This window comes from Spirillospora sp. CA-294931 (assembly GCF_050946795.1).
Lineage (GTDB): Bacteria > Actinomycetota > Actinomycetes > Streptosporangiales > Streptosporangiaceae > Spirillospora.
Window position 1 is genome coordinate 3,630,697 of record NZ_CP192006.1, and the last position, 21,081, is coordinate 3,651,777.

Consider the following 21,081-nt stretch of genomic DNA (forward strand, 5'->3'; position numbering starts at 1 on the left):
CCGTCCCTCATCTCCTCGCCGATGTCACCAAACTATCAAAGTGATATCACATTTCCTAGCCGAGTCAGTCCTTGGCGGGGACGAGGGGGTCGGGGATTACTTTGGGGACGGTGCGGAGGGTGTAGAGGGAGGCGAGGGCTATGAGGGCGGCGAAGGCGGCGCTGAGGAAGAGGGCGGCGTGCATGCCGTCGACGAAGGCTTCGCGGGCGGCGGTGGTGAGGTGGGCGGCGGCTTCGGGTGGGAGGGCGGCGGTGGCCTGGAGGGCGGAGGCCAGGGAGTCGCGGGCCTGGGGCGGGGAGTCGGCGGGGAGGGTGAGGCTGTCGCGGTAGACGGCGTTCAGGACGCTGCCGAGCACGGCCATGCCGAGGGCGCCGCCGAGTTCGTTGGACGTCTCGGAGAGCGCGGACGCGGCGCCCGCCCGGTTCTGGGGGACCGAGGCCAGGACGGTGTCGGCCGTGACCGTCATCGCCAGGCCCATGCCGAGCCCGCTCATCAGCATCGGGACCAGGAGCGCCGGGTAGTCGGGCTGGACGCCCGCCTGGAGGAACAGGGCGAACGCGACGGCGGCGACGCCGAGCCCGGCGGTGACGGCGCGGGCGCGGCCGATGACGGAGATCATTGGGGGAGCCAGGACGGCGCCGCCGACCATCGCGGCCAGCGCACCCGGGAGGCCGGCCAGGCCCGCCTTCAGCGGCGACCACCCGAGGACGAGCTGGAAGTACATCGAGAAGATCAGCGACTGCGCCACCAGCGCGAACATCGCGAACATGTTGGTGCTGACGGCCCCGGCGAACGCGGGACGGCGGAAGAGCCGGACGTCGACCAGCGGGTCGTCCAGCCGGATCTGGCGGCGGACGAACAGCGCCATGGTCAGGACGCCCACCAGCGCGGCGACGGCGACGCGGCCCTGGGTGACGCCGCCGTCGGCGGCTTCCTTGATCGCGTAGACGGGCCCGAGGACGCCCGCCGCCGACAGGGGCAGGCTGAGCAGGTCGATCCGTCCCGGCTGGAGGTTGCGCGACTCGGGCAGGACGGCGAAGCCCGCGATCACCGCCACCGTCATGATCGGCACATTGATCATGAAGACGGAGCCCCACCAGAAGTGGTCGAGCAGCGCGCCGCCGAGCACCGGCCCGAGCCCGACCGAGAGCCCCCCGATGCCGAAGAACACCCCGACGGCCATCGTCCGCTCCTTGGGGTCGGTGAACACCCGGCGGACCAGCGCGAGCCCGGACGGCATCAGCGCGGCCCCCGCCACGCCCAGCAGCGCCCGGGACGCGATCAGCAGCTCGGCCGTCGGGGCGTACGCGGTGATCGCGGACGCGACCGCGAACATGGCGGCCCCGCCCAGCAGCATCCGCTTGTGGCCGATCCGGTCGCCGATGCCGCCCATGGTGATCAGCAGCGCGGCCAGCGCGAAACCGTAGGCGTCGGCGATCCACAGGATCTGGGTCGCGGACGGGTCCAGGTCAGCGCTCAGCTGCGGGACGGCGAGGTTCAGCGCCGTCATGTCGATGGGCGGCACCATTCCCATCAGGGCCCCGATTGCGAACGTGCCCCATTTGCGTGCGTTGGAGACCGGCGTGTTGTCCATGGACGGCAGCGTGCGCGCCCTCTCTGACCGCAGGCGCACCAAACGCTGTCAGCCCAGGGCGAAGGCCAGGGCGTCCTCGCGGTTCATGGACGAGCCGCGCTCGCAGGCGACGGTGAAGGCGTCCTCACCGAGGACGTCCCGCGCCTCGGCGGCGACCTTGGAGCAGGCGTTGCGCGGTTGCCCGCCCACACCGAGCAGGGTCGCGGCCAACTCCGCCTCGCCTTCGGCCAGGGCCACCGCGGCCAGACCCTCCAGTGCCTCGGACGCCGCGAGGAACAGCGGCTGCTCCTTGGCCGACTCCAGGCTTGTCCGGAAACGGGCACGCGCACCCGGGAGGTCTCCCTGCTCCAGCGCGATCCAGCCAAGGCCGATCTGGGCGCGCTCGGTCGCCTCCCCGTCCCAGCCCCAGTTCGCCTCGGGATGGGACAGGACCTCGTCGTACAACGCGATGGCGGCCGCGGTGTCGCCGCCGAGGCGCGCCACGTCGGCGAGCCCGAGCCGGGTGGCCCTGACCTTCAGCGGTGCTCCGGACCACGTCGCGTACTTGGCCGCCAGCTCGTAGTCGGACCGGGCGCCGTCGAGGTCGCCGAGCCGTGCCCGGACCTCCGCCCGCCGTGCCAGCAGGTCGGCCTCGTCCTCCTTGGCCCCCAGCTGCCCGGCCAGGTCGAGGGCGGCCTCCAGCAGTTCGAGCGAGCGTCGCTGGTCGCCCGCCATCTCGGCGAGCTGCGCCTGCCCGTCCAGCGTGTTCGCGGTGCCCCAGCGGTCGCCCAGCGCGCGGAAACCCGCGACCGCCTCCTCGAACACCGGCGCGGCCTCGTCCAGGTCTCCCGCGAACAGGCATTGGTAGGCGTAGCTGAACTGGTCGAGCGCGCGCAGCCACGGATCGGTCCCGAGTATGAACCTCCGCCGCCGCTCGGCCACGTCGTCCACGGTCGGGATCGGGTTGATCATCGCCCAGAGCACCAGCGCGCTGGGACGCCGGGGCGGGCCCTGCATCGCGTCCATGACCGACGCCGCCGCGGCCCGGAACGGCTCGGCCTCCGCGTCCCGCAGCGTGCCGGCCACGATCGCGTTGACGACGCAGCTCACGAACTCCTCGTCCAGCCCCTCCGGCGGGACGGGACCGATGACCCGCAGCAGATCGGCCGCCGGACCCCCGAGCTCGCTGCGCACGCCGCGCAGCCACCCATACCACGACACCGCCGACATCAGCCGGACGCCCGTCAGCGGCTCCCCGCGGACGGTCCAGCGCAACGCCGACTGGATGTTCGCGTGCTCGGCCGCCAGCCGGGCCATCCAGGCGAGCTGGTCGGCCTTCCGCAGATGCCCGTCGGCCTCCTCGACGAGATCAAGGAAGTACGCCGCGTGCCTATGCCGCAGCTCCTCCTCCTCACCGGCCTCCAGGAGCCGCTCGGCGCCGAACGCCCGGACCGTCTCCAGCATCCGGTAGCGCCCGTCATCGGCGTGGACGAGCGACTTGTCGATCAGGCCCGCCAGCAGATCGTCGACCTCGAACGCCGGGAGCCCGCAGACCCGCTCCGCCGCGTCCTGGGTCGCGCCTCCGGAGAACACGGTCAGCCGCCGCACCAGCAGCCGCTCGGCCTCGTCGAGCAGATCCCAGCTCCACTCCACGACCGCCCGCAGCGTCTGGTGCCGGGGAGCCGCCGTCCGGTCGCCCCGCGAGAGCAACCGGAACCGATCGTCCAGCCGCCGCGCGACCTCCTCGACGGTCAGGGAACGGAGCCGTGCGGCTGCCAATTCAATGGCCAAAGGAAGCCCGTCCAAGGCCCCGCAAATGCGCAGCACATCCGCGACATTCTCGGCGTCCACCGCAAACCCGGGCCGCACCGAAACGGCCCGATCGGCGAACAACCGCACCGCCGGAAAGCCAAGCACCTCGGCCGTCCCGACCCCCTCCGGCGGGACGGAAAGCGGCGGCAACGGCCGCAGAACCTCCCCCGTAATCCCCAGCGCCTCCCGGCTGGTCGCCAGAACCCGCAATCCAGGACACCCGGAAAGCAGCCGCTGCGTGATCCGGGCCGCCTTGTCCACAAGATGCTCGCAGTTATCAAGAATAAGCAGCAATTCCCGCCCGGCCAACGCGGCCAGCAACCGCGCGATCGCGCTCAATTGCCGCGAGGTCTCCTTCAATCCATGCTCACGCAGCCCCAGGGCGTTCAACAGAACCTGCGGAATTTCCGCGCCATCGCCCACCGGGGCCAGATCGACGAAACAGACCTGCCCTTCCTCCCGCTGCCCCGCCTCGACCGCCAGCCGCGTCTTCCCGGCTCCGCCCGGCCCCAGCAAAGTGACCAGCCGCGCCTCCGTCAACAGCTTCCCGACCTGCCGGAGTTCCTCCTCCCGCCCCACGAAACTGGTGAGCTGAGCAGGCAAATTGGACGGAACTACTTCCCGGACACCCAGCGACGCGTCCCCCCGGAGGATCGCCAGATGCACCTCGGCGAGCTCGGCCGAGGGATCCGCCCCCAGCTCCTCCGCGAGCAGCCCCCGAGCGTCCTCAAAAACCCGCAGCGCCTCCGCCTGCCGCCCAGATCCATAAAGTCCCCGCATCAGCAACCCCACAGCCCGCTCCCGCAAAGGCTGCTCGGCCACCAATTCCCGAACCAAAGGCAGAGCACCAGCAAATTCACCCAGCGAAAACTCAGCCTCAGCCAGATCCTCCACGGCCGAAGCCCTCAACTCCTCCAACCGCCGAGCCTGCCCCTCGACAAAGGGCGCCGAAATATCGGCCAGCGGCGCCCCACGCCAAAGCCCCAGCCCTTCCCGCAGAGCGGAGGCCGCGGCCGCGAAATCCGACACCCCCAGAGCGGCCCGCCCCTGCCCCGCAAGCCCCTCGAACCGCAGGACATCGACCTCCTCCCGTCCCGCCACCAGCCGGTACCCGGCCGCCGTCCCCTCGACCAGCGAGCCGTCCCCGAGCGCCCGCCGCAACCGCGAGACCTGCGACTGAAGCGCGTTGGCACTGGGCGCGTCCTCCCCGTAAAGCCCATCGATCAGCCGCTCAACCCCCACCACCCGCCCCGCGTCCAGGCACAGCATGGCCAGCAGCCCCCGCACCAGCGGCCCGCCCAGCACGACCCGCTCGTCCCCACGCCATGCCTCGACCGTCCCCAACAACCCAAACCGCATCCCCCGATTGTCCCGCACCCACCCCCACCCCGCCCCCGCCGAGCCCGCCCCACTTCACCAAAATGCTCGTTATATCCCGCCAAGATAGAAATGCCTGGCTACTCGCAAGTGTTTTCCATTTCGAGACGAATCACCCGTCACCCCTCGCTCTTTGAGGCGCGTCTCTAAAATCAAAGGCCCGCAAATGGAGGCGACCACATGGCTCCGACCGTCACCCTGGAGATCACCGAAGACAACGCGGATCAGCTCCGCCTGGACCTCCTCGGCCGTCAACTCCTCAAAGAACTCCGCAGGCTCGGCCTCAACGCCGAAAGACCCCGCACCCAGGCCCCCCACGGAAAGCCGATCACCGTCGGCACCCTCCTCGTGGCGATGACCGGCATCCCCGCCACCCACTCACTGGCGAACGCCGTCCTCGCCTGGCTCGCCCCCCGTAAGGGCCGGGTGAAGGTCGCCTGTGACGGGAGCACCATCGAGGTCTCTACCCCCACCCCCGCCGAACGCGAACGCCTGACCGAATGGCTCCTGACCCACACCCACCCCCGCCCGAGCAACCGCTGACGTCGGCGCACCGCGAGGGTTCAGCCCCTGGTGACCAAGGTCGCGAGGTATGCCTGGGTTTCGGGGTCGGTGGAGTAGAGGACGGTGCCGACCATGCCTCGGGTGAGCAGGACCTTGTAGGTGTTGCGGATCAGCCGGTCGGCCTGCTCGGCGGTCACGGTCTTCGGACGCAGCGCCGGGTCGCGGCTCGCTGTGCGGTCGGTGACGAGGCGGCCGTCGCGGTAGAGGAGGTCGGGGCCGAGGATGACGCCGTTCCAGTCGTACTCGAAGCCCTGCGCGGTGTAAACGCAGCCGACCTGACCGGCGCCGCCCTCGTCGGTGGCCCACAGTTCGCTCGGGGGCGCGTCGCCGACCGAACGGTCGCCCTTGACGTTCCAGGGACGGGCCCACTGCCCGATCGTCACGTCGGAGACGAGCGCGTGGGGACGGCCCATATGGTCTTTCAGGGGCTCGCTCCACGTCCAGCAGAAGCCCGCCGTCATCCGCGCCGAGCGCCCGTCCGCGCGGTGTCCCGCGAGGACGGCTTCGAGGTCGTAGGGCGAGTCGGCCATCGTGACGTCGAACCGGTCGTCGCCCGTCCAGCCTGCGGGCGCCCCGCCGTCCAGGCCGAGGAGCCGCAGCACCCACTCCTCGTAGGCGCGGCTGCCGCCGCAGCGGAACTGCTCGTCCAGCGAGACGGCGATGACGTCCAGGCCCTTGGTGCGCGCGTGGTCGCGGATCTGGTCGAGCGTGCCCATCTCGCCCGGCCGGACGACCTGGTGCTCGTCGAGCAGGAAGACCGGCACGCGCGCCGCGTCGATCAGCTCGTCGACCTGCGGCCGCCCGGTGCGCAGCCGCGCGGCGGTGTACCGGTTGGCCGAGACCTCCCGGATCCGGTGCGCCTCGTCGCAGATGAGCACGTCGAGTTCGTTCTTCCCGGCGTCCATGAAGTTGTTGAAGTACTTGAACAGCGCCTTGGTGTTGCCCGAGCCCTTGGCCACGTAGCGGCGCATCGTCTGGGTGAACGACCTGGACCCCGTCGCGTGCAGCACCGCGTGCTTCTGCCGGGACAGCTCGCCCAGGAGCGAGAGGGCGATGACGCTCTTGCCGCTCCCGGGGCCTCCGGTGATGACGACGACGGTCTTGAGGTCCTGGCGGCGCGCCTTGTCGACGGCGTGCAAGACGAGCTCGTAGGCGAGGCGCTGCTCGGCCAGCAGCGTGAACTGCTCCCGGTGCTTGATCTCGTCGGCCGCGTGCTTGAGCAGTTGTTTGGACGGCCGCACCTGGCTGGACAGCAGCCGGTCGGCCGCCGCCGCGCCCGGGGCCGGGGCGAACCGGTCGCGCAGGTATTCGACGAACGCGCCCCTGGTGGTCTGGGTGAACAACCGGGTGCGGTCGTCCTCGACGATGTCGAACAGGTCGGCGACGTCCTTGCGCTCGGCGTTGTGCAGGTACGCCACCGCGTGCAGCGCGTCCGGGTGGCCGGCCAGGACGGTGAGGAAGTCGAGGATGTAGTCGCTGTAGCCCTTGGCCTGCAAGGACGGGTGCAGCTTCGGTCTGCCCGTCATGTTGTGGACCAGGACGCGGCGGGCGTCCTCGTCCCACACCTCGACATGGCTCCACTGCTTCAGCTCGACCACGACGTACGCGTCGCCGCCCGTCCGGCGGTCGACCCCGGCCAGCACCACGTCGGCCCGCTTGCTGGTCAGCGGCAGCTGGTACTCGATCAGCATTTCGATCTGGTCGAGACCGGCCTCCACCAGATCGTGCGCGACGATCGGGAGGCTGCGGTCCCACGCGCGCCGCTCGGACTCGGAGACCGACAGGTTCGCGGACATCTTCAGATGTTCGGCCAGAACCTCGCTGAGCTTGCGTTCGACCGGAGAAAGCAAGGCTTGCGCGGTGCGACGGAAGACCGTCACGGAACCAACCCCCAGGCAGCACGAAGATCTCGTGCGGTATGGGGGTCTCTCCGCGATCAGTCGATCGGCGGAAGCCCGTCGGGCCGCATCTCTTGGTGGGGAAGACTATCGGCGATCACTGACAGGACGGGTCATGCGAGCGGTGGCGCCTTGCGGGCGGAGCCGCGGTACGCCTCGGCGTCGTAGCGCCGCTCGTTGTCAGCGATCTTGTCATGGGCGGCCTGGAGCAGGTCGACGCCGAGCACGTCGGCCAGGCGCGTCAGGTACAGGAAAATGTCCGCGAGCTCGGCTCGCACCCGGGCGCCCGCTTCGGGGTCTGCCATCACCGACGCGGACTCCTTCGGTGTGAGCCACTGCAACTCGGCCACCAGCTCGCCCACCTCGCCTGACAGGGCCATCGCCAGGTTCTTGGGTGTGTGGAACTGCTCCCAGTCCCGTTGGACGGCGAACGTCCGAAGGCGCTCCGCGAGGTCCCCGTAGGCATGCATTCCGCCAGGTTAGACCCGTCGGCCGCACGTCCACGTTCGAGGCGCGGGACGGGGACGAAGCCGGAGTCCGTCAGACGGTGGACCGGGATTCGACGGAAAAATGATCTGTTGGGCGGTATTTGGAGGCTTTCGTGGGGGGACGTCCGGGTACATCGAGGGTGAAACAACTGGATACGTCGGCTCGGAGTGGTGGTGCGGGGATCTGGTCCGCGGGTGATCGCTGTTTGTGTGCTCGCATTTCTTCTCTGTTCTTTTGGATGTGCTCCCCGGGGATCTACGGGTGAGTTGCACTATGTGGCGTTGGGGGACTCTTACTCGTCCGGTACGGGGGCGGGGGAGTATGACCGGGCCGCGGGCAGGTGCAAGAGGAGCGCCAAGGCGTATCCGAGGTTGTGGGCGACGGCGCGGAGGGTGGATTCCTTCCAGTTCGTGGCGTGTTCGGGGGCCAGGACGACGGACGTGATCAATCGGCAACTGAGTGCGCTGAACGCTCGGACGACTCTGGTCACGGTGACGGCCGGGGGTAACGACGCCAGGTTCGGCCGGACGATGGAGACGTGCGTTCTGCGGTCGGCGGCCGAATGCGGGAAGGCCGTCGGGGCCGCGGAGCGCTATGTGGCGACGGTGTTGCCGGGACGGCTCGCGGCTCTCTACGCCGCCATCAGGAAGAAGGCGCCGCGGGCTCGGGTCGTGGTGCTCGGGTATCCGCGGCTCTACACGGGTGCGGCGCGGTGCTCGGCGCTTGCGCGGACGCGGCGGGTCGCGCTGAACCGGGCGGCGGACGCGCTGACGGCGGGCGTCGGCCGGGCGGCGGCGAATGCGGGTTTTGATTTCGCTGATGTTCGGGATGAGTTCGCCGGGCACGAGTTGTGCTCGGGAGACGGCTGGCTCAGGGCGGTTTCTTATCCGGTAGGCGACTCTTTCCATCCGACGTCCCTGGGTCAGAGGCGGGGTTACCTGGTCGCATTGAGAACGGTCGGACGGGGCCTGCCGGACCTGCGGTGACGCGATGAGTGGACCGTTCCGGATGCTGGGCTGCGGCGATGCCGCCGCGAAGGTTCCAGCAACATCAGATGTTCACAAACTTGTCCCCGATATTCGCAAGGTTCGGTGGTTGCCCGGTTGGCGATTTCTGTCACAGTGATCTTGTAATTGTCGGGACCTCCCCTCGGGTGGCGGCATCTTTCAAGCCGTTCGTCAAGTGCTGAAACGGCTTTGTTCGGGTGGCCTCATTTCCGGGTTCGGGCGGCGCGGCACCACTGGACACTGCGGAGTGATGATGCGAGTAACCCGGGCCCGTACTCTCGCCCTTGGCACGATTGCCGCCGTCGCCTCTTCTATCGCCCTTGCCGCTCCCGCCTCTGCGGCTGACGTCAACTACGTCGCGCTCGGCGACTCCTACGCCTCGGGCGTCGGTGCCGGTCCCTATGACTCGGCGAGCGGAGACTGCAGGCGCAGCAACAACGCCTATCCCAAGCTGTGGGCGGCCAGCCACACCACGGCGTCGTTCAAGTTCGTGGCCTGTTCGGGCGCGACCACCGTGGACGTCAAGAACTCCCAGCTCAGCGCGCTGAGCTCGAACACCACCCTGGTGAGCGTGACCGCGGGCGGCAACGACGCCGGGTTCGCCCGGACGATGGAGACCTGCGTCCTGAGGTCGACGACGGACTGCAAGAACGCCGCCGCGGCCGCCGAGACGTTCATGCGCGACCGGCTCCCCGGGCTCCTCGACTCGATGTACTCGGCGATCAAGCAGAAGTCGCCCTCGGCCCGCGTCGTCGCGCTCGGCTACCCGCGCCTGTACAAGATCGTCTCGTTCTGCGTCGGCATCGGCAACGAGAAGCGCACCGCGCTCAACCAGGCCGCCGACACGCTGTCCGCCACGATCGGCAAGGCCGCCGCCAACGCCGGGGTCACCTACTCCGACGTCCGGGACGAGTTCGCCGGTCACGAGCTGTGCTCCGGGCACGACTGGCTCAACGCGGTGACGATCCCGATCAACGACTCCTACCACCCGACGGCGCTGGGCCACCGGTCCGGGTACCTGCCGGCGCTCAACGGCTCCACGAGCCGGGTGGCTCTGGCCAGGTCCGGCCGCTGACACCTGGAGCGGTAGGTTGGCCGGGTCGGTTGCCGATCGCTTGAGGGGCCGCTGTGCGCGATCTCGAGGCGCTGGTCTGGCGCAGGTTCGGGCACCTTCGGGTGTACGTGAGGCGTGGCGAGAGCAACGTCGGCTGGTACGACGTCCGCTCCGGGGAGCATGAGCTCGGCGCCCCGGAGGCGGCCGACGACTTCTGGGACGTCGTCCGCGACGAATGCGAACGTCTGGGAGAGGCGCTACCTCGTATCGAGGTGGCGCCTCTTCCGCATACGGGGGAGTCGCAGGTCTCGCTGGAGAAAGAGGGTGACCTGGCCCAGAACCGTCCAGGCGAAGCGGCCGCGGCCCACGCGAAGGCCCTCCGCCGCCAGAAGCCCGTGCGATCCGCCCTGGAATTGATGGTCGGCGCCAAGACCGAGGCCCGCGCCTTCGCTGTCGGGGCGAGCGGGGAACGGTATCTGGGCAAACGCCTCGACAAGTGGGCCCGCCGGGGCGGGTGGCACGTCCTGCACTCGGTCCCGGTCGGGACGAAGGGCGCCGACATCGACCATGTGCTGATCGGGCCGTTCGGCGTGGTGACCGTGAACACCAAGACCACCCGGGGAAGCGTGTGGGTGGGAGGAGAGGGCCTGGTCGTGAACGGGGCCGACGTCCCCTATGTGCGCAACTCCAGGCATGAGGCCCAGCGCACCCGGGAGCTGCTGGCGGTGGCATGCGGACGCCATGTGCCGGTGCTGTCGGCGATCGTCTTCGTGGGGGCGGAGGAGTTCACCGTCCGCGGCGGCGGGCCGAAGGACGTCGCCGTCCTGTCCGATGCCAAGGCGCTGCGCAAGTGGCTTCGGCGGCGGGGAACCGTGCTGCCCCCCGACCAGGTGTCGAGGGTCTACGAGTCGGCCCGCCGCCCGGGGACCTGGCGGCGCTGAGGGGCCGGTCAGCAGCACCTGCTGGTGCCGCCGCCGTCCTCCTCGCTGTCAGGCGATGCTTCCAGCTCGAGGTACTCGTCCTCGGGCCACAGATTGTCAGCCAGGAAGGCGAGGTATTCCTCGTCTCCCGGTTCGAGCTCCGCCGTCATCGACTCCGGGTACTCGCCAGCTCCCGCCGCGGCGGGGGCGGTGGGCGTGCTGACGGGCGCGGAAGGCATGGGACGGAGCAGGCGCGGCAGGTTCAGGGCGAACAGACCGGCCAGGCAGGCGAGGACGAAGGCCGTAACCACCAGATCCCTTCCGGGCATTGAGAGCGTATGTAAGGAGTAAAGCCCTTGAACGCTACTAGACGGATGAATCGGACGGGAGAGCGACATGCCGGTTGTGCGGGAGAGTGATGCCGCGGAGTTTCCCCGGGTTTGAATCGCGGGCCCTCCTCGTGGGCGCCCGAGAGGCTCCCGCGCTGGTCACAGCGCCACGCGCCGGAGAACTGGCCGCGTCCTGACGGCGCCGCACACCCGAAGGCGGGGCACCTCTGATCCTCCGTTGAAGGGGGCGGGGAGAGGTCACGATGGGTTAGACGACCGGAGTGACCCGAGTGTTCGCAGGTTTCCCCAGGGATTCGAGGCCAGTTCGGGCCCTGGCCACCGAGGCTCGTGGGCGGTGCGAGAGAAATGTCAGAGGCGGCCGATAGCGTCCAAGACAACGGGACGCAACCCCCGTCGAAGGAAGAAGGCATCGAGATGAACGACTCAGATCTCGCCCAGGTGCTGTTCACCACGCCGCTCCAGGCGTCCGACCACCCCTCGGACGAACGCATCGAATCGGCCATCCACGACCACCTGACCACCTACGGCGCCCGCGCCTGCGCCGCCCGCGTAGCCCAGGAGGCAGGCGACCACCCCGAGGCCTACGCCGCCCGAATGCGCTGGGCCCTGGCCACCGTGACCCGCCTCCACCCCCAGCACACCTACCTGGCCGCCTAACCCCCGCGGCTCTCCGGAAACAGCGCCCAGACGAGCCCCACCCCACCCAGGCCGTCCCCACCGGGCGCCTCCCACCCCCTCGCCGCCCGCCCCACGCCCGGCCTCCGAGCCACGCCGAGGCCGAGCCCCCACCACCCGCTCAGCCCCAGCGCCGCTCCGCCTCACCCGCCCAGCGCTTGCCCCCGCCTCGCACCACCCCGCCTCGCACCACCCCGCCTCGCACCACCCCGCCTCGCACCACCCCGCGTCGTGCCGCCCCGCCTCGTGCGTGCCGCGCCGTCCCGCGCCGTGCCACCTCGCGCCGTGCCGTGCCGCGCCGTGCCGTGCCGTGCCGCCTCGCGCCGTGCCGTGCCGCCTCGCGCCGTGCCGTGCCGCCTCGCGCCGTGCCGTGCCGCCTCGCGCCGTGCCGTGCCGCCTCGCGCCGTGCCGTGCCGCCTCGCGCCGTGCCGTGCCGCCTCGCGCCGTGCCGTGCGGCCTCGCGCCGTGCCGTGCGGCCTCGCGCCGTGCCGTGCGGCCTCGCGCCGTGCCGTGCGGCCTCGCGCCGCGCCGTGCGGCCTCGCGCCGCGCCGTGCGGCCTCGCGCCGCGCCGTGCGGCCTCGCGCCGCGCCGTGCGGCCTCGCGCCGCGCCGTGCGGCCTCGCGCCGCGCCGTGCGGCCTCGCGCCGCGCCATGCCGCCTCGCGCCGCGCCATGCCGCCTCACGACGCGCCGGGCCGCCCTGCGCCCCGCCCCCCGCCCCGCCCCGCCCCGCGCCTTGCCTTGCGCCGCGCCTCGTCCGCGTCTCGGCCCGGCTTACCCGCACCGCGCCAGTACTTGGCAGGCCGCGGCGCAGGCCGGGTCGCCTTCAGCGCGCCATACACAGGTGCAGGGCGCCTTCAGTGCGTCCGCATAGGTACAGGGCGCTCCCGGCCTTGGGCCGTCTTTCTCGCGCGCTCGTTTGTCCGAGGTTCTGCAATGCCTCGGGCGCTGCGCCACTTGATGCCTCGCGTCTGCGGACGTGTCCTGGGGGGCTCGCCTCCATTGGCCGGGCGTTCGATGTGTCTGAACCTGCCTTGGAGATGTTTCGTCTTAGATCACGACATGCCCCCCACCAGCGTCAGCCCGCACTGGCGCCCTGGAGCCTTGATGAGCAACTGGTCCCCGACTCCCGATTCTGCGAGCCGACCTCCCGGCCAGCCTCCGATGGACGTCCCCCTCCCGGTTCCGTCCCCGCACGGGCCTCCACCCAGCCACAGGCACCGCCCCAAGTTGGTGATCGGGTTGGTCGCCGGAGGCGTCGCCATCTTCGTCGCCCAAGTGATCGTCGGCGGCGTCCTTTCGGAGTGGCTGGGCGTGGACGAGGAGAATTTCCGGATCGAGATTCCCGACAGGGCCGCGGGTATGACCCTCTCGAAGTCCGACAGGCGTGCCGCCGACTTCCTCAAGGGTGGCAAGGCCGACCTCGAGAAGAGCGCCGAATCCAAGTTGAAGACCCTCAAGGCCGGTGTCTACAAGGGGAAGAACTCCAAGGGACACGACGTCGCGGTCCTGTTCTACGGCGGCCACGGGAAGATAGCTGACGGTTACCTTCGAATCACGGTGCGGGACGACGGTTCCAAGATCCCGGAGTCGGAGATCAAGAAGGTCGCCGCGGGCTGGGCGGGAGAAGGGGCCTGTTCGCCGGTCAGCGCCTCCAATGTGGTGTGCACGTGGACGACCGAGACCTCGTTCGGAACCGTATGGCCGATCGAGAACCCCGAGGCCGTGGTCGGTCCCACTACGCCGCACACCACTGTCAAGGAAGCCGCCGAGCTGATGCGCAAGTTCCGCGAGGACGTTGAGAAGGATGCCTGAGAACCGAAGGTGAGGCGGCCCCTGGCCAGGGCGTTCGGGATTGGGTGGCGGCGGCCGGAGTGGACGGGGGCGTGGTTTCTGCGGAAGGTTTGGGGGTGGGCGGCGGATGAAGGGGCCCACGGGCCCGGGGGAGTGACGCGAGCATGAGCGATCGGCCCACGACGACCTTCTGCCGGATCTGCGAGCCGCTCTGCGGGCTTGAGGTCACCGTGGGGGACGAGGGGATGCGGATCCGTCCGGATCGGCGGCACCCGCTGTCGAAGGGGTTCGCCTGCCCCAAGGGCATCGCGATGAACGAGGTCCAGGAGGACCCCGACCGCGTGCTCCGCCCGCTGCGGCGGCGCGCGGACGGCGAGTTCGACGAGGTGAGCTGGGACGAGGCGATGCGCGACATCGCCACTCGGCTGGGACGCGTGCCGCGCGACGCCATCGGGTGGTACCTCGGCAACCCGGGCACGTTCTCCTACAGCCATCCCCTCTGGCTCAGCGGATTCATGGCGGCGCTCGGCTCGCCTCACCTGTACTCGGCCGGTTCGCAGGACGTCAACAACCGGTTCGCGGCCAGCGCGCTGCTGTACGGGTCGCCCCTGCTCGTCCCGATCCCGGATCTCAGACGGACCGAGCTCCTGGTCATGATCGGCGCGAACCCGCTGGTCTCGCACGGCAGCCTCATTTCCGCGCCGAGGATCAGGGACGATCTCAACGCGATCACGCGGCGCGGCGGCCGCGTGATCGTCGTCGATCCACGCCGGACGGAGACCGCCCGCCAGTACGAACACCTCCCCGTGACGCCCGACGGCGACGCCTGGCTGCTCCTCGCACTGCTGCACGTGATCTTCGCGGAGGGCCTGGCGGACGACCGCGCCTGCGCCCGCCAGGCCACCGGAGTCGAAACCCTCCGGACGCTGGCAAGCGAGTTCGCGCCGGAGCGGGTCGCGCCGCGGTGCGGCGTCCCGGCGGACGGCGTCCGGCGGCTGGCCCGCGATCTCGCCGCGGCCAAACGTGCCGTCGTCTACGGCCGGACGGGCTCCTGCCTGGGACGTTACGCGACGCTGACCGCGTTCCTCATCGACGCCGTGACTCTCGTGACCGGCAACCTCGACCGTCCCGGTGGCGCGATCTTCGGCCGTTCGGCCATCCGGCTGGAGGAGATCCTGCACCTGTCGGGTCTCGCGACGTATGGCCGGACGCGTTCGCGTGTGGGCGGCTACCCCGACGTCCTGGGCACCTTCCCGGCCGGGGTCATGGCCGAGGAGATCCGGACGCCCGGACGCGGGCGGCTCCGCGCGCTCATCGTCTCGGCGGGCAATCCGATCCTGTCCGTCCCGGGGGCCGCCTCGCTGGACGAGGCGTTCGACCATCTCGACCTGCTGGTGTGCATCGACCTGTACGTCACCGATACGGGACGCAAGGCCGACTACGTCCTGCCCGCGACGACGTTCCTGGAGCGCGAAGACTTTCCCTTGGCCTTCCTCCAGAACCACCTGACCCCGTTCGTGAACTGGACCGAGGCGGTCGTCCCGCCGCGCGGCGAGGCCCGGCAGGAGTGGAAGATCATCGAGGACCTCGCCCGTCACATGAGGCTGGGCCTCGGCGCCTTTCCGCTTCAGCGCCTCGCGCACCGCCTGGGGCTACGTCCGACACCCCGGTTCGTGATGGACGCCCTGCTTCGAACGGGCCCATACGGGGACTGGTTCGGCCTGCGGCGCGGCGGCCTGAGCATCAGCAAACTGCGCAAACACCCGCATGGCATCGTCCTAGGGGGTCACCACCGCACCGGCACGCTGCTCAAGCGGATCCAGCACAAGGACAAGCGCGTCCATCTGGCGCCCCCGGAGATCCGCAGGGAGATCGAACGCCTGGACGCCGGGCCCGAGCCGTCCCCCGAATACCCGCTGCGCCTGATCGGCATGCGCGAACTCCGGTCGCACAACTCCTGGATGCACAACGCCCCCGCCCTCATGCGCGGCAAGCGCACCCACACGGCCCGTGTCAGCCCCAAGGACGCGGCCGTGTACGGCCTGGCGGACGGCATGCGCTGCCGTATCTCGTCTCCTCACGGCTCCGTAGAGCTCCCCGTGACCGTCACCGACGAGATGACCCCGGGGGCGATCGCCGTCCCCCATGGCTGGGGTCATACGGGGACCTGGCGCATCGCCAACGCCGCCGGAGGAGCGAACGTGAACCTCCTGGCGTCCCCCGCTCCCGACGACCTGGAGCCCCTGGCAGGCATGGCCCACCTCAACGGCATCCCGGTCGCGATCACACCCCTGGCCTCGTCCGACATCCGTAATTGACCCGCCATTGACGTTCACGCCACGTCCGAAACCCCACAAGGCGGGGGAGCCGTCCGCTGCCGATCAGCCTGACCGAGCGCGGGCCGATGACGAATCGGGAAGGACATGGCGAGGCGGATGACGCCGCCGGGCGTCCAGCGTGGGCGACGCGCAGCCGAGGCGTAGGGTGGCCAAGGGCATGGCGAGCGAATGATCCCGCTGGGCGTCCAGCGTGGGCGATGCGCAGCCGAGGGCGTCGGGTGGGGGAGTGACGCGGGGCGTCCTGCGCTCATGTGGACGCGGGCATGCCGTGTGGTGGACGAGGCGCGGTGCGGGAGTCCGGCCTCATAGGGGCGGACGGTGACCCAGCGGCGCGGAGCCATGTGGCCGGGCGCAGGGGCGTACGCGCGCTCAAGGGCGGGGCGAGGATCGGGCGTTCGGCAGGGGAGCGGGGGCCAGATCAGGCCACGGCTGGACGGTGGGGGGCGATGACCTGGCCGTCGGGGAGGAGTTCACCCGTGTCCTCGAAGACGACGATGCCGTTGCACAGGAGGCTCCAGCCCTGTTCGGGGTGGGCGGCCACGGAGCGGGCGGCTTCGCGGTCCCGGTCGTCGGCCCTCGGGCAGGGCGGTTGGTGGGCACACGGCGAGACAGTCACGGCTTCCTCCACGAGAGTCCCTGAATATGGGACATAGTGAATCATGAGCCGCCATGTCCTAAATAGGCAAGTAGATGGGGAATTCTTTACTTTTCCGAGTCTGGAAAGTGATCAGCGGCGAAGGTCGTCGTCGGCCTCGTCCCCGTGGTCGACGTCGAGCGCCACGACCGAAGTGCAGCCGGTGCAGATCCATTCGGCTATCACCGCTTCGGAGTTGATTCCATGCGCACGGTAAGGGTGATTCACTCGGCGCCGGTGCATTCCGTGGCCGCAGGACGAGTGCAGAAGGCGGCCGCACGTGGGGCACGGCCAGACGTCCTCGCGCTGGAGCCGGCACTGGGGGCACAAGGGTGTCCCGTGGAGGTCCGGCGCCTCGATCGTCGCCAGTTCGACCTTCCAGTCCTGCTCCAGGTCAAGGTACTCGTCAGCGGGCCAGTGGTGATCCGCGAGCCAGGCGAGGTACTCCTCGGCCCCCGGTTCGAGGACGGCGGTCAAGGATTCGGGGTGGGCGTTCGTGGCAGGGATTTCCTGCGTGGGGCGTCCGGGTCCGCGCCGCGCGGCGGCCAGCAGGGTGAGCAGGCCGAGGAGCACGGAGGCGGCCAGACCTGTCGCCGTGGCCATCGTCGGTTCCTTTCATGATCTTGTCGCGGGTGTGCGCGATCATGAATTCGCTTCACAAAACGCTGCGAACGCTACAAGAAAGGTTGTAAACGGAAAAGTCGATCAGAAAAGAATCTTGGTGAGATCTCGGACTGAGACGTGTCCGTAACCCTCCCGCGGTGGTGTCCGCAGCCCGCCGCCTGGACAATCGGGCGGACGACGTCGAGGGAGGCCGCCGTGGCCGGAGTGGGACTCCACTTGCTCGCCCGAGGAGCCAGGACGGCCCTCGCCGGGCCCGTGGCGGTGCTGAACGCCGTGACCACGCTGGCCGAGGCGGCGGCCGCGATCCCGCGGCTGGCGGCCTCGCTGGACCGCCTGGCCGAGGTCGGGGCCAGCCTGGAGTCGCTCGCCGAGGCCGCGCCCTCGCTCGCCCGCATCGGGGACGCCGCTCGTGAGGTCGGCCGTCTGGCCGACACCGCCGAGGCGCTGCCCCGGGTAGCAGAAGACCTCGAACGCCTGGCCGCCGTGGCCCCGGCCCTCGAACATCTGGCCGAGGCGGTCGAAGACCTGCGCGGCCTCAGCCGTGTCGTCCCGGCCCTGGAAGAGGTCGGCCCCGCCGTCGGCCCCCTGCGCGACACCCTGCAGAGCCTGACCCCGTTGGCCGAGACCGTCGCGCAGATGAGCATCGCCATCGAAACCCTGAACGCCACCGTCAGCCCACTCCAGGGCACCGCCGAACGCCTGGGCCGCTTCGTCGACCGCCTCCCCCAATCCCGCCGCCCGCCCCGCCGCCCCGGCTCCAACCCCGCCTGATCCACCACCGGCCGCAGGGGTTCCCTTAGGGTGCTTTTCGCTCTGGGTTGGTCTCATCGGGTCTGACGCGCCGGAGGTTCCGGGCGGAGGTACGGAGGGACGACAGAGCATGGGAATCAGCCGACGTATCAAGATGTCCATCGCCGTCGCCGGGATGGCCGGGGTGGCGGGGCTGGCCAGCGGCGGGGCGGCGGTGGCGGAGCCGGAGCCGGGCGCGGAGCCGCGGTTGCACATCGTCAGCACCAATGACGTGAACGCGGCGAAGTCGGCCGAGGACTGCCCCGATGGGAAGCAGGCGGCGGATCCGCGATGAGCGCGGCGGAGAGCGAGCTCGCCGAGCGGGCCCTCTTCGAGATGAAGAGGATCATCGTCGGCCAGGACCGCATGATCGAGCGGCTGCTCGTGGCGGTCCTGGCCGGCGGGCACTGCCTGCTGGAGGGTGTGCCGGGCGTGGCCAAGACGCTCGCGGCCGAGACGCTGGCGACGGTCGCCGGTGGAACGTTCAATCGGGTGCAGTTCACGCCCGACCTGGTGCCGTCGGACGTGGTGGGCACGCGGATCTACCGGCCCTCGACCGAGGACTTCGACATCGAGCTCGGCCCGGTCATGGCCAACGTGCTGCTGGCCGACGAGATCAACCGGGCGCCCGCCAAGGTGCAGTCGGCGCTGCTGGAGGTGATGGCCGAGCGGCAGGTCAGCATCGGCGGGCGGACGTTCGCGGTGCCGGACCCGTTCCTGGTGCTGGCCACGCAGAACCCGATCGAGTCCGAGGGCGTGTACCAGCTGCCCGAGGCGCAGCGCGACCGGTTCCTGCTGAAGGTCGATGTCGGGTATCCGACGGAGGCCGAGGAGCTGGCGGTGCTCTACCGGATGAGCGTCGATCCGCCCGCCGCGAGGGCCGTGCTGGACGCGCAGGCGCTGGTCGGGTTGCGGCGGGCGGCGGAGCGGGTGTTCGTCCATGACGAGATCGCGCGGTACGCGGTGCGGCTTGTCGCGGCCACCCGGGATCCGATCGGCCACGGTGTCGCGGATCTCGCGCGGCTCATCGCATACGGGGCGGGGCCGCGGGCGACGCTGGGGCTGGTGGCGGCGGCGCGGGGGCTGGCGCTGTTGCGCGGGCGCGACTACGTCCTGCCCGCCGATGTGCGGGATCTGGCGGTGGACGTGATCGCGCACCGGCTCGTCCTGTCGTTCGACGCGCTGGCGGACGGGACGGACGGCCGCGCGATCGCGGGACGGGTCGTCTCGGCCGTCGAGGCGCCCAGGATCGCGCCCCACCAGGACGACGAGGAAGCCGAGGGGGCCGGCATGGCTCTGCGGAGGGCGGGGTGATGATCCTGCCCGGTGCCCCCGAGGAGGCTCTGCGGCGGCTCGAGCTGACGATCGTGCGGCGGCTCGACGGGTTGTTGCAGGGCGATCATCTGGGGCTGCTTCCCGGGCCCGGGAGCGAGGCGGCCGAGGGGCGGGAGTACCGGCCGGGCGACGACGTCCGGACGATGGACTGGAACCTCACCGCCCGGACGGCCGTGCCGCATGTGCGCGACCGCGTCGCCGACCGCGAGCTGGAGACGTGGGCGCTGGTCGACGCCACCGCGAGCATGGACTTCGGGACGGCCGAGATGGAGAAGCGCGATCTGGCGCTGTGCGCGGTCGCTGCCGTGGCGTTCCTGACCGAGCGGACGGGCAACCGGCTGGGCGCGCAGATCCTGTGCGGCGGCGGCCTGCGTCATGTCCCGGCGCGTACGGGGCGTCCGCACATGCTGGCGTTGCTGCGCGCGCTGTTCGAGGTGCCGCGAGCCACGCCCGACGGGCCCGGTGCCCCGTCGCTGGGGGACGCCGCCGACCTCATGACGCGCACCACGTCCGGGCGCGGGCTGGCGGTGGTGGTGTCGGACTTCCTCGAACCCGTCGAGAGCTGGGAACGCTCCTTGCGGCTTCTGGGACGCAGACACCAGCTCCTGGCCGTCGAGGTGGTCGATCCGCGCGAGCTGACCCTGCCGGACGTGGGCCTGCTGACCGTCGTCGATCCCGAGACCGGGCGCCGGGGTGAGATCTCCACGGCCGGACGCGGGCTGCGGGAGCGCTATGCCGCGGCGGCGGCCGAGCAGCGCGCGCAGGTCGCGGCGGCGCTCCGCCGGGCGGGCGCGGCGCGGCTCCGGCTGCGGACGGACGGCGACTGGGTCCGTGACGTCGCCGAGCATGTGGTCGCCCAGCGGCGCTTGGCGCTGGCCCCGGGAGGCGGGGCATGAGTTTCCTGGCGCCGACGCGGCTTCTTCTGTTGCTGGTCCTGCTCGTCTTGATCGGGACCTACGTGGTGGTGCAGGTGCGGCGCGGGAAGTACGCGGTGCGCTTCACGAACCTGGCGCTGCTGGAACGGGTGGCGCCGCTGCGGCCCGGGTGGCGGCGGCACCTGCCCGCTGGGGTGTTCCTGCTCATGCTGGGGGTGTTCGTGACCGGGTTCGCGCGTCCGGCGGCGGACGTCCGGGTGCCGCGCGAGCAGGCGACGATCATGCTGGCGGTGGACGTGTCGACGTCCATGCGCGCCGACGACGTCCGGCCGGACCGGCTGTCGGCGGCGAAGCGGGCCGCGCGGGCGTTCCTGGACGGCGTGCCCGAGCGCTTCAACGTGGGCCTGGTGTCGTTCTCGGGGACCGCGACGGTGGCGGTGGCGCCGACCACCGACCGGCGGGCCATGCGGGCGGGCCTCGACCGCCTCTCGCTGGGGCCGCGGACCGCGATCGGCGAGGGCGTGATCGCGTCCGTCCAGGCCATCGCCGACTTCGGCGCCCAGTACGGCCAGGCCGCTCCACCCGGACGGGTCGTGCTGCTGTCGGACGGCGCCAACACGGCCGGACGCAGTCCCCAGCAGGCGGTGGAACGCGCCACCGCGGCCCGCGTGCCGGTCTCGACGATCGCCTACGGGACGTCCGACGGCGTGATCTACCAGGACGGCTCGCCGATCGCCGTCCCGGTGGACGGGCCCGCGCTGGAACGGCTGGCGCAGGCCACCGGAGGCCGGTTCTACGAGGCCGCGACCGGGTCCGAGCTGCGCCGGGTCTACCACGACATCGGCAGCAGCGTCGGCTACCGCGTCGAGCGGCGCGAGGTGTGGGCCTGGTTCGTCGCGGCCGGGCTGGTCCTGGCCTGCGCGACCTCTGCGGCCTCGCTGCGCTGGTTCGCGCGCCTGCCTTGAAGCACGAAG

At 70.7% G+C, this 21,081-nt stretch carries 19 protein-coding genes; 12 read left to right on the forward strand and 7 right to left on the reverse strand.

Translation table 11 applies throughout. The features are described from left to right. Window positions 1–64 precede the first annotated feature (64 nt). Both ACQPY4_RS16130 and ACQPY4_RS16135 read right to left on the reverse strand, forming a co-directional pair. Entirely contained in the window at window positions 65–1,594 is a 1,530-nt protein-coding gene (locus tag ACQPY4_RS16130) for an MFS transporter (RefSeq protein WP_433337072.1), read from the reverse strand. A 48-nt stretch (window positions 1,595–1,642) separates the two neighbouring features. Continuing rightward, complete coding sequence (locus ACQPY4_RS16135) at window positions 1,643–4,744, reverse strand: BTAD domain-containing putative transcriptional regulator (RefSeq protein ID WP_433337074.1); 3,102 nt, start codon at window positions 4,742–4,744, stop codon at window positions 1,643–1,645. A gap of 198 nt (window positions 4,745–4,942) precedes the next feature. On the opposite strand from ACQPY4_RS16135, the gene ACQPY4_RS16140 reads away from it, so the two are divergent. Further along, window positions 4,943–5,305, forward strand: a complete 363-nt coding sequence (locus ACQPY4_RS16140; protein ID WP_433337076.1) for an effector-associated constant component EACC1 — start codon at window positions 4,943–4,945, stop codon at window positions 5,303–5,305. 20 nt (window positions 5,306–5,325) lie between these two features. Here ACQPY4_RS16140 and ACQPY4_RS16145 read toward each other — a convergent pair whose 3' ends face one another. Both ACQPY4_RS16145 and ACQPY4_RS16150 read right to left on the reverse strand, forming a co-directional pair. Then, window positions 5,326–7,206 carry a DNA/RNA helicase domain-containing protein gene (locus ACQPY4_RS16145; protein ID WP_433337078.1) on the reverse strand — a complete coding sequence of 627 codons (1,881 nt, stop codon included), beginning with the start codon at window positions 7,204–7,206 and terminating at the stop codon, window positions 5,326–5,328. Between the two features lie 131 nt (window positions 7,207–7,337). After that, window positions 7,338–7,694: a nucleotide pyrophosphohydrolase gene (locus ACQPY4_RS16150; protein WP_433337080.1), complete on the reverse strand. Its 357-nt coding sequence runs from the start codon at window positions 7,692–7,694 to the stop codon at window positions 7,338–7,340. A gap of 294 nt (window positions 7,695–7,988) precedes the next feature. Between ACQPY4_RS16150 and ACQPY4_RS16155 the strand changes: the two genes are divergently transcribed. The 3 genes from ACQPY4_RS16155 to ACQPY4_RS16165 all read left to right on the forward strand — a co-directional run bounded on the left by ACQPY4_RS16155 (window position 7,989) and on the right by ACQPY4_RS16165 (window position 10,715). Next, a complete protein-coding gene (locus ACQPY4_RS16155) occupies window positions 7,989–8,699 on the forward strand; it encodes an SGNH/GDSL hydrolase family protein (protein ID WP_433337082.1) in 711 nt (236 codons plus the stop codon). Window positions 8,700–8,970: 271 nt separating this feature from the next. Further along, window positions 8,971–9,795 (forward strand): SGNH/GDSL hydrolase family protein, encoded by an 825-nt coding sequence (locus tag ACQPY4_RS16160; RefSeq protein ID WP_433337084.1) that lies wholly within the window; start codon window positions 8,971–8,973, stop codon window positions 9,793–9,795. Between the two features lie 53 nt (window positions 9,796–9,848). After that, complete coding sequence (locus ACQPY4_RS16165; RefSeq protein WP_433337086.1) at window positions 9,849–10,715, forward strand: nuclease-related domain-containing protein; 867 nt, start codon at window positions 9,849–9,851, stop codon at window positions 10,713–10,715. Window positions 10,716–10,723: 8 nt separating this feature from the next. Here ACQPY4_RS16165 and ACQPY4_RS16170 read toward each other — a convergent pair whose 3' ends face one another. Next, window positions 10,724–11,023 (reverse strand): hypothetical protein, encoded by a 300-nt coding sequence (locus ACQPY4_RS16170; protein ID WP_433337088.1) that lies wholly within the window; start codon window positions 11,021–11,023, stop codon window positions 10,724–10,726. Window positions 11,024–11,458: 435 nt separating this feature from the next. On the opposite strand from ACQPY4_RS16170, the gene ACQPY4_RS16175 reads away from it, so the two are divergent. From ACQPY4_RS16175 to ACQPY4_RS16185, 3 genes are all read left to right on the forward strand, one after another. Continuing rightward, the gene (locus ACQPY4_RS16175) at window positions 11,459–11,701 is read left to right on the forward strand and encodes a hypothetical protein (protein WP_433337090.1); all 243 of its coding nucleotides are present in this window, start codon (window positions 11,459–11,461) and stop codon (window positions 11,699–11,701) included. A 1,246-nt stretch (window positions 11,702–12,947) separates the two neighbouring features. Then, a complete protein-coding gene (locus ACQPY4_RS16180; protein WP_433337092.1) occupies window positions 12,948–13,532 on the forward strand; it encodes a hypothetical protein in 585 nt (194 codons plus the stop codon). 143 nt (window positions 13,533–13,675) lie between these two features. Then, on the forward strand, window positions 13,676–15,829 hold the full coding sequence (locus ACQPY4_RS16185; protein ID WP_433337094.1) for a molybdopterin-dependent oxidoreductase: 2,154 nt from the start codon (window positions 13,676–13,678) through the stop codon (window positions 15,827–15,829). 439 nt (window positions 15,830–16,268) lie between these two features. On the opposite strand, the gene ACQPY4_RS16190 is transcribed toward ACQPY4_RS16185, so the two are convergent. Both ACQPY4_RS16190 and ACQPY4_RS16195 read right to left on the reverse strand, forming a co-directional pair. Next, window positions 16,269–16,466 carry a DUF5999 family protein gene (locus tag ACQPY4_RS16190; RefSeq protein WP_433337096.1) on the reverse strand — a complete coding sequence of 66 codons (198 nt, stop codon included), beginning with the start codon at window positions 16,464–16,466 and terminating at the stop codon, window positions 16,269–16,271. A gap of 111 nt (window positions 16,467–16,577) precedes the next feature. Continuing rightward, window positions 16,578–17,087: a hypothetical protein gene (locus ACQPY4_RS16195; RefSeq protein ID WP_433337098.1), complete on the reverse strand. Its 510-nt coding sequence runs from the start codon at window positions 17,085–17,087 to the stop codon at window positions 16,578–16,580. Window positions 17,088–17,303: 216 nt separating this feature from the next. On the opposite strand from ACQPY4_RS16195, the gene ACQPY4_RS16200 reads away from it, so the two are divergent. From ACQPY4_RS16200 to ACQPY4_RS16220, 5 genes are all read left to right on the forward strand, one after another. Then, complete coding sequence (locus ACQPY4_RS16200; RefSeq protein WP_433337100.1) at window positions 17,304–17,879, forward strand: hypothetical protein; 576 nt, start codon at window positions 17,304–17,306, stop codon at window positions 17,877–17,879. 109 nt (window positions 17,880–17,988) lie between these two features. After that, the gene (locus ACQPY4_RS16205; protein ID WP_433337102.1) at window positions 17,989–18,192 is read left to right on the forward strand and encodes a hypothetical protein; all 204 of its coding nucleotides are present in this window, start codon (window positions 17,989–17,991) and stop codon (window positions 18,190–18,192) included. After that, a complete protein-coding gene (locus ACQPY4_RS16210; RefSeq protein ID WP_433337104.1) occupies window positions 18,189–19,211 on the forward strand; it encodes an AAA family ATPase in 1,023 nt (340 codons plus the stop codon). Before ACQPY4_RS16205 ends, ACQPY4_RS16210 begins: the two co-directional genes overlap by 4 nt. Further along, window positions 19,211–20,128, forward strand: a complete 918-nt coding sequence (locus ACQPY4_RS16215; RefSeq protein WP_433337106.1) for a DUF58 domain-containing protein — start codon at window positions 19,211–19,213, stop codon at window positions 20,126–20,128. The genes ACQPY4_RS16210 and ACQPY4_RS16215 overlap by 1 nt, the downstream gene beginning before the upstream one ends. Beyond that, entirely contained in the window at window positions 20,125–21,072 is a 948-nt protein-coding gene (locus tag ACQPY4_RS16220; protein ID WP_433337107.1) for a VWA domain-containing protein, read from the forward strand. Before ACQPY4_RS16215 ends, ACQPY4_RS16220 begins: the two co-directional genes overlap by 4 nt. The last annotated feature ends 9 nt before the right edge of the window (window positions 21,073–21,081 follow it).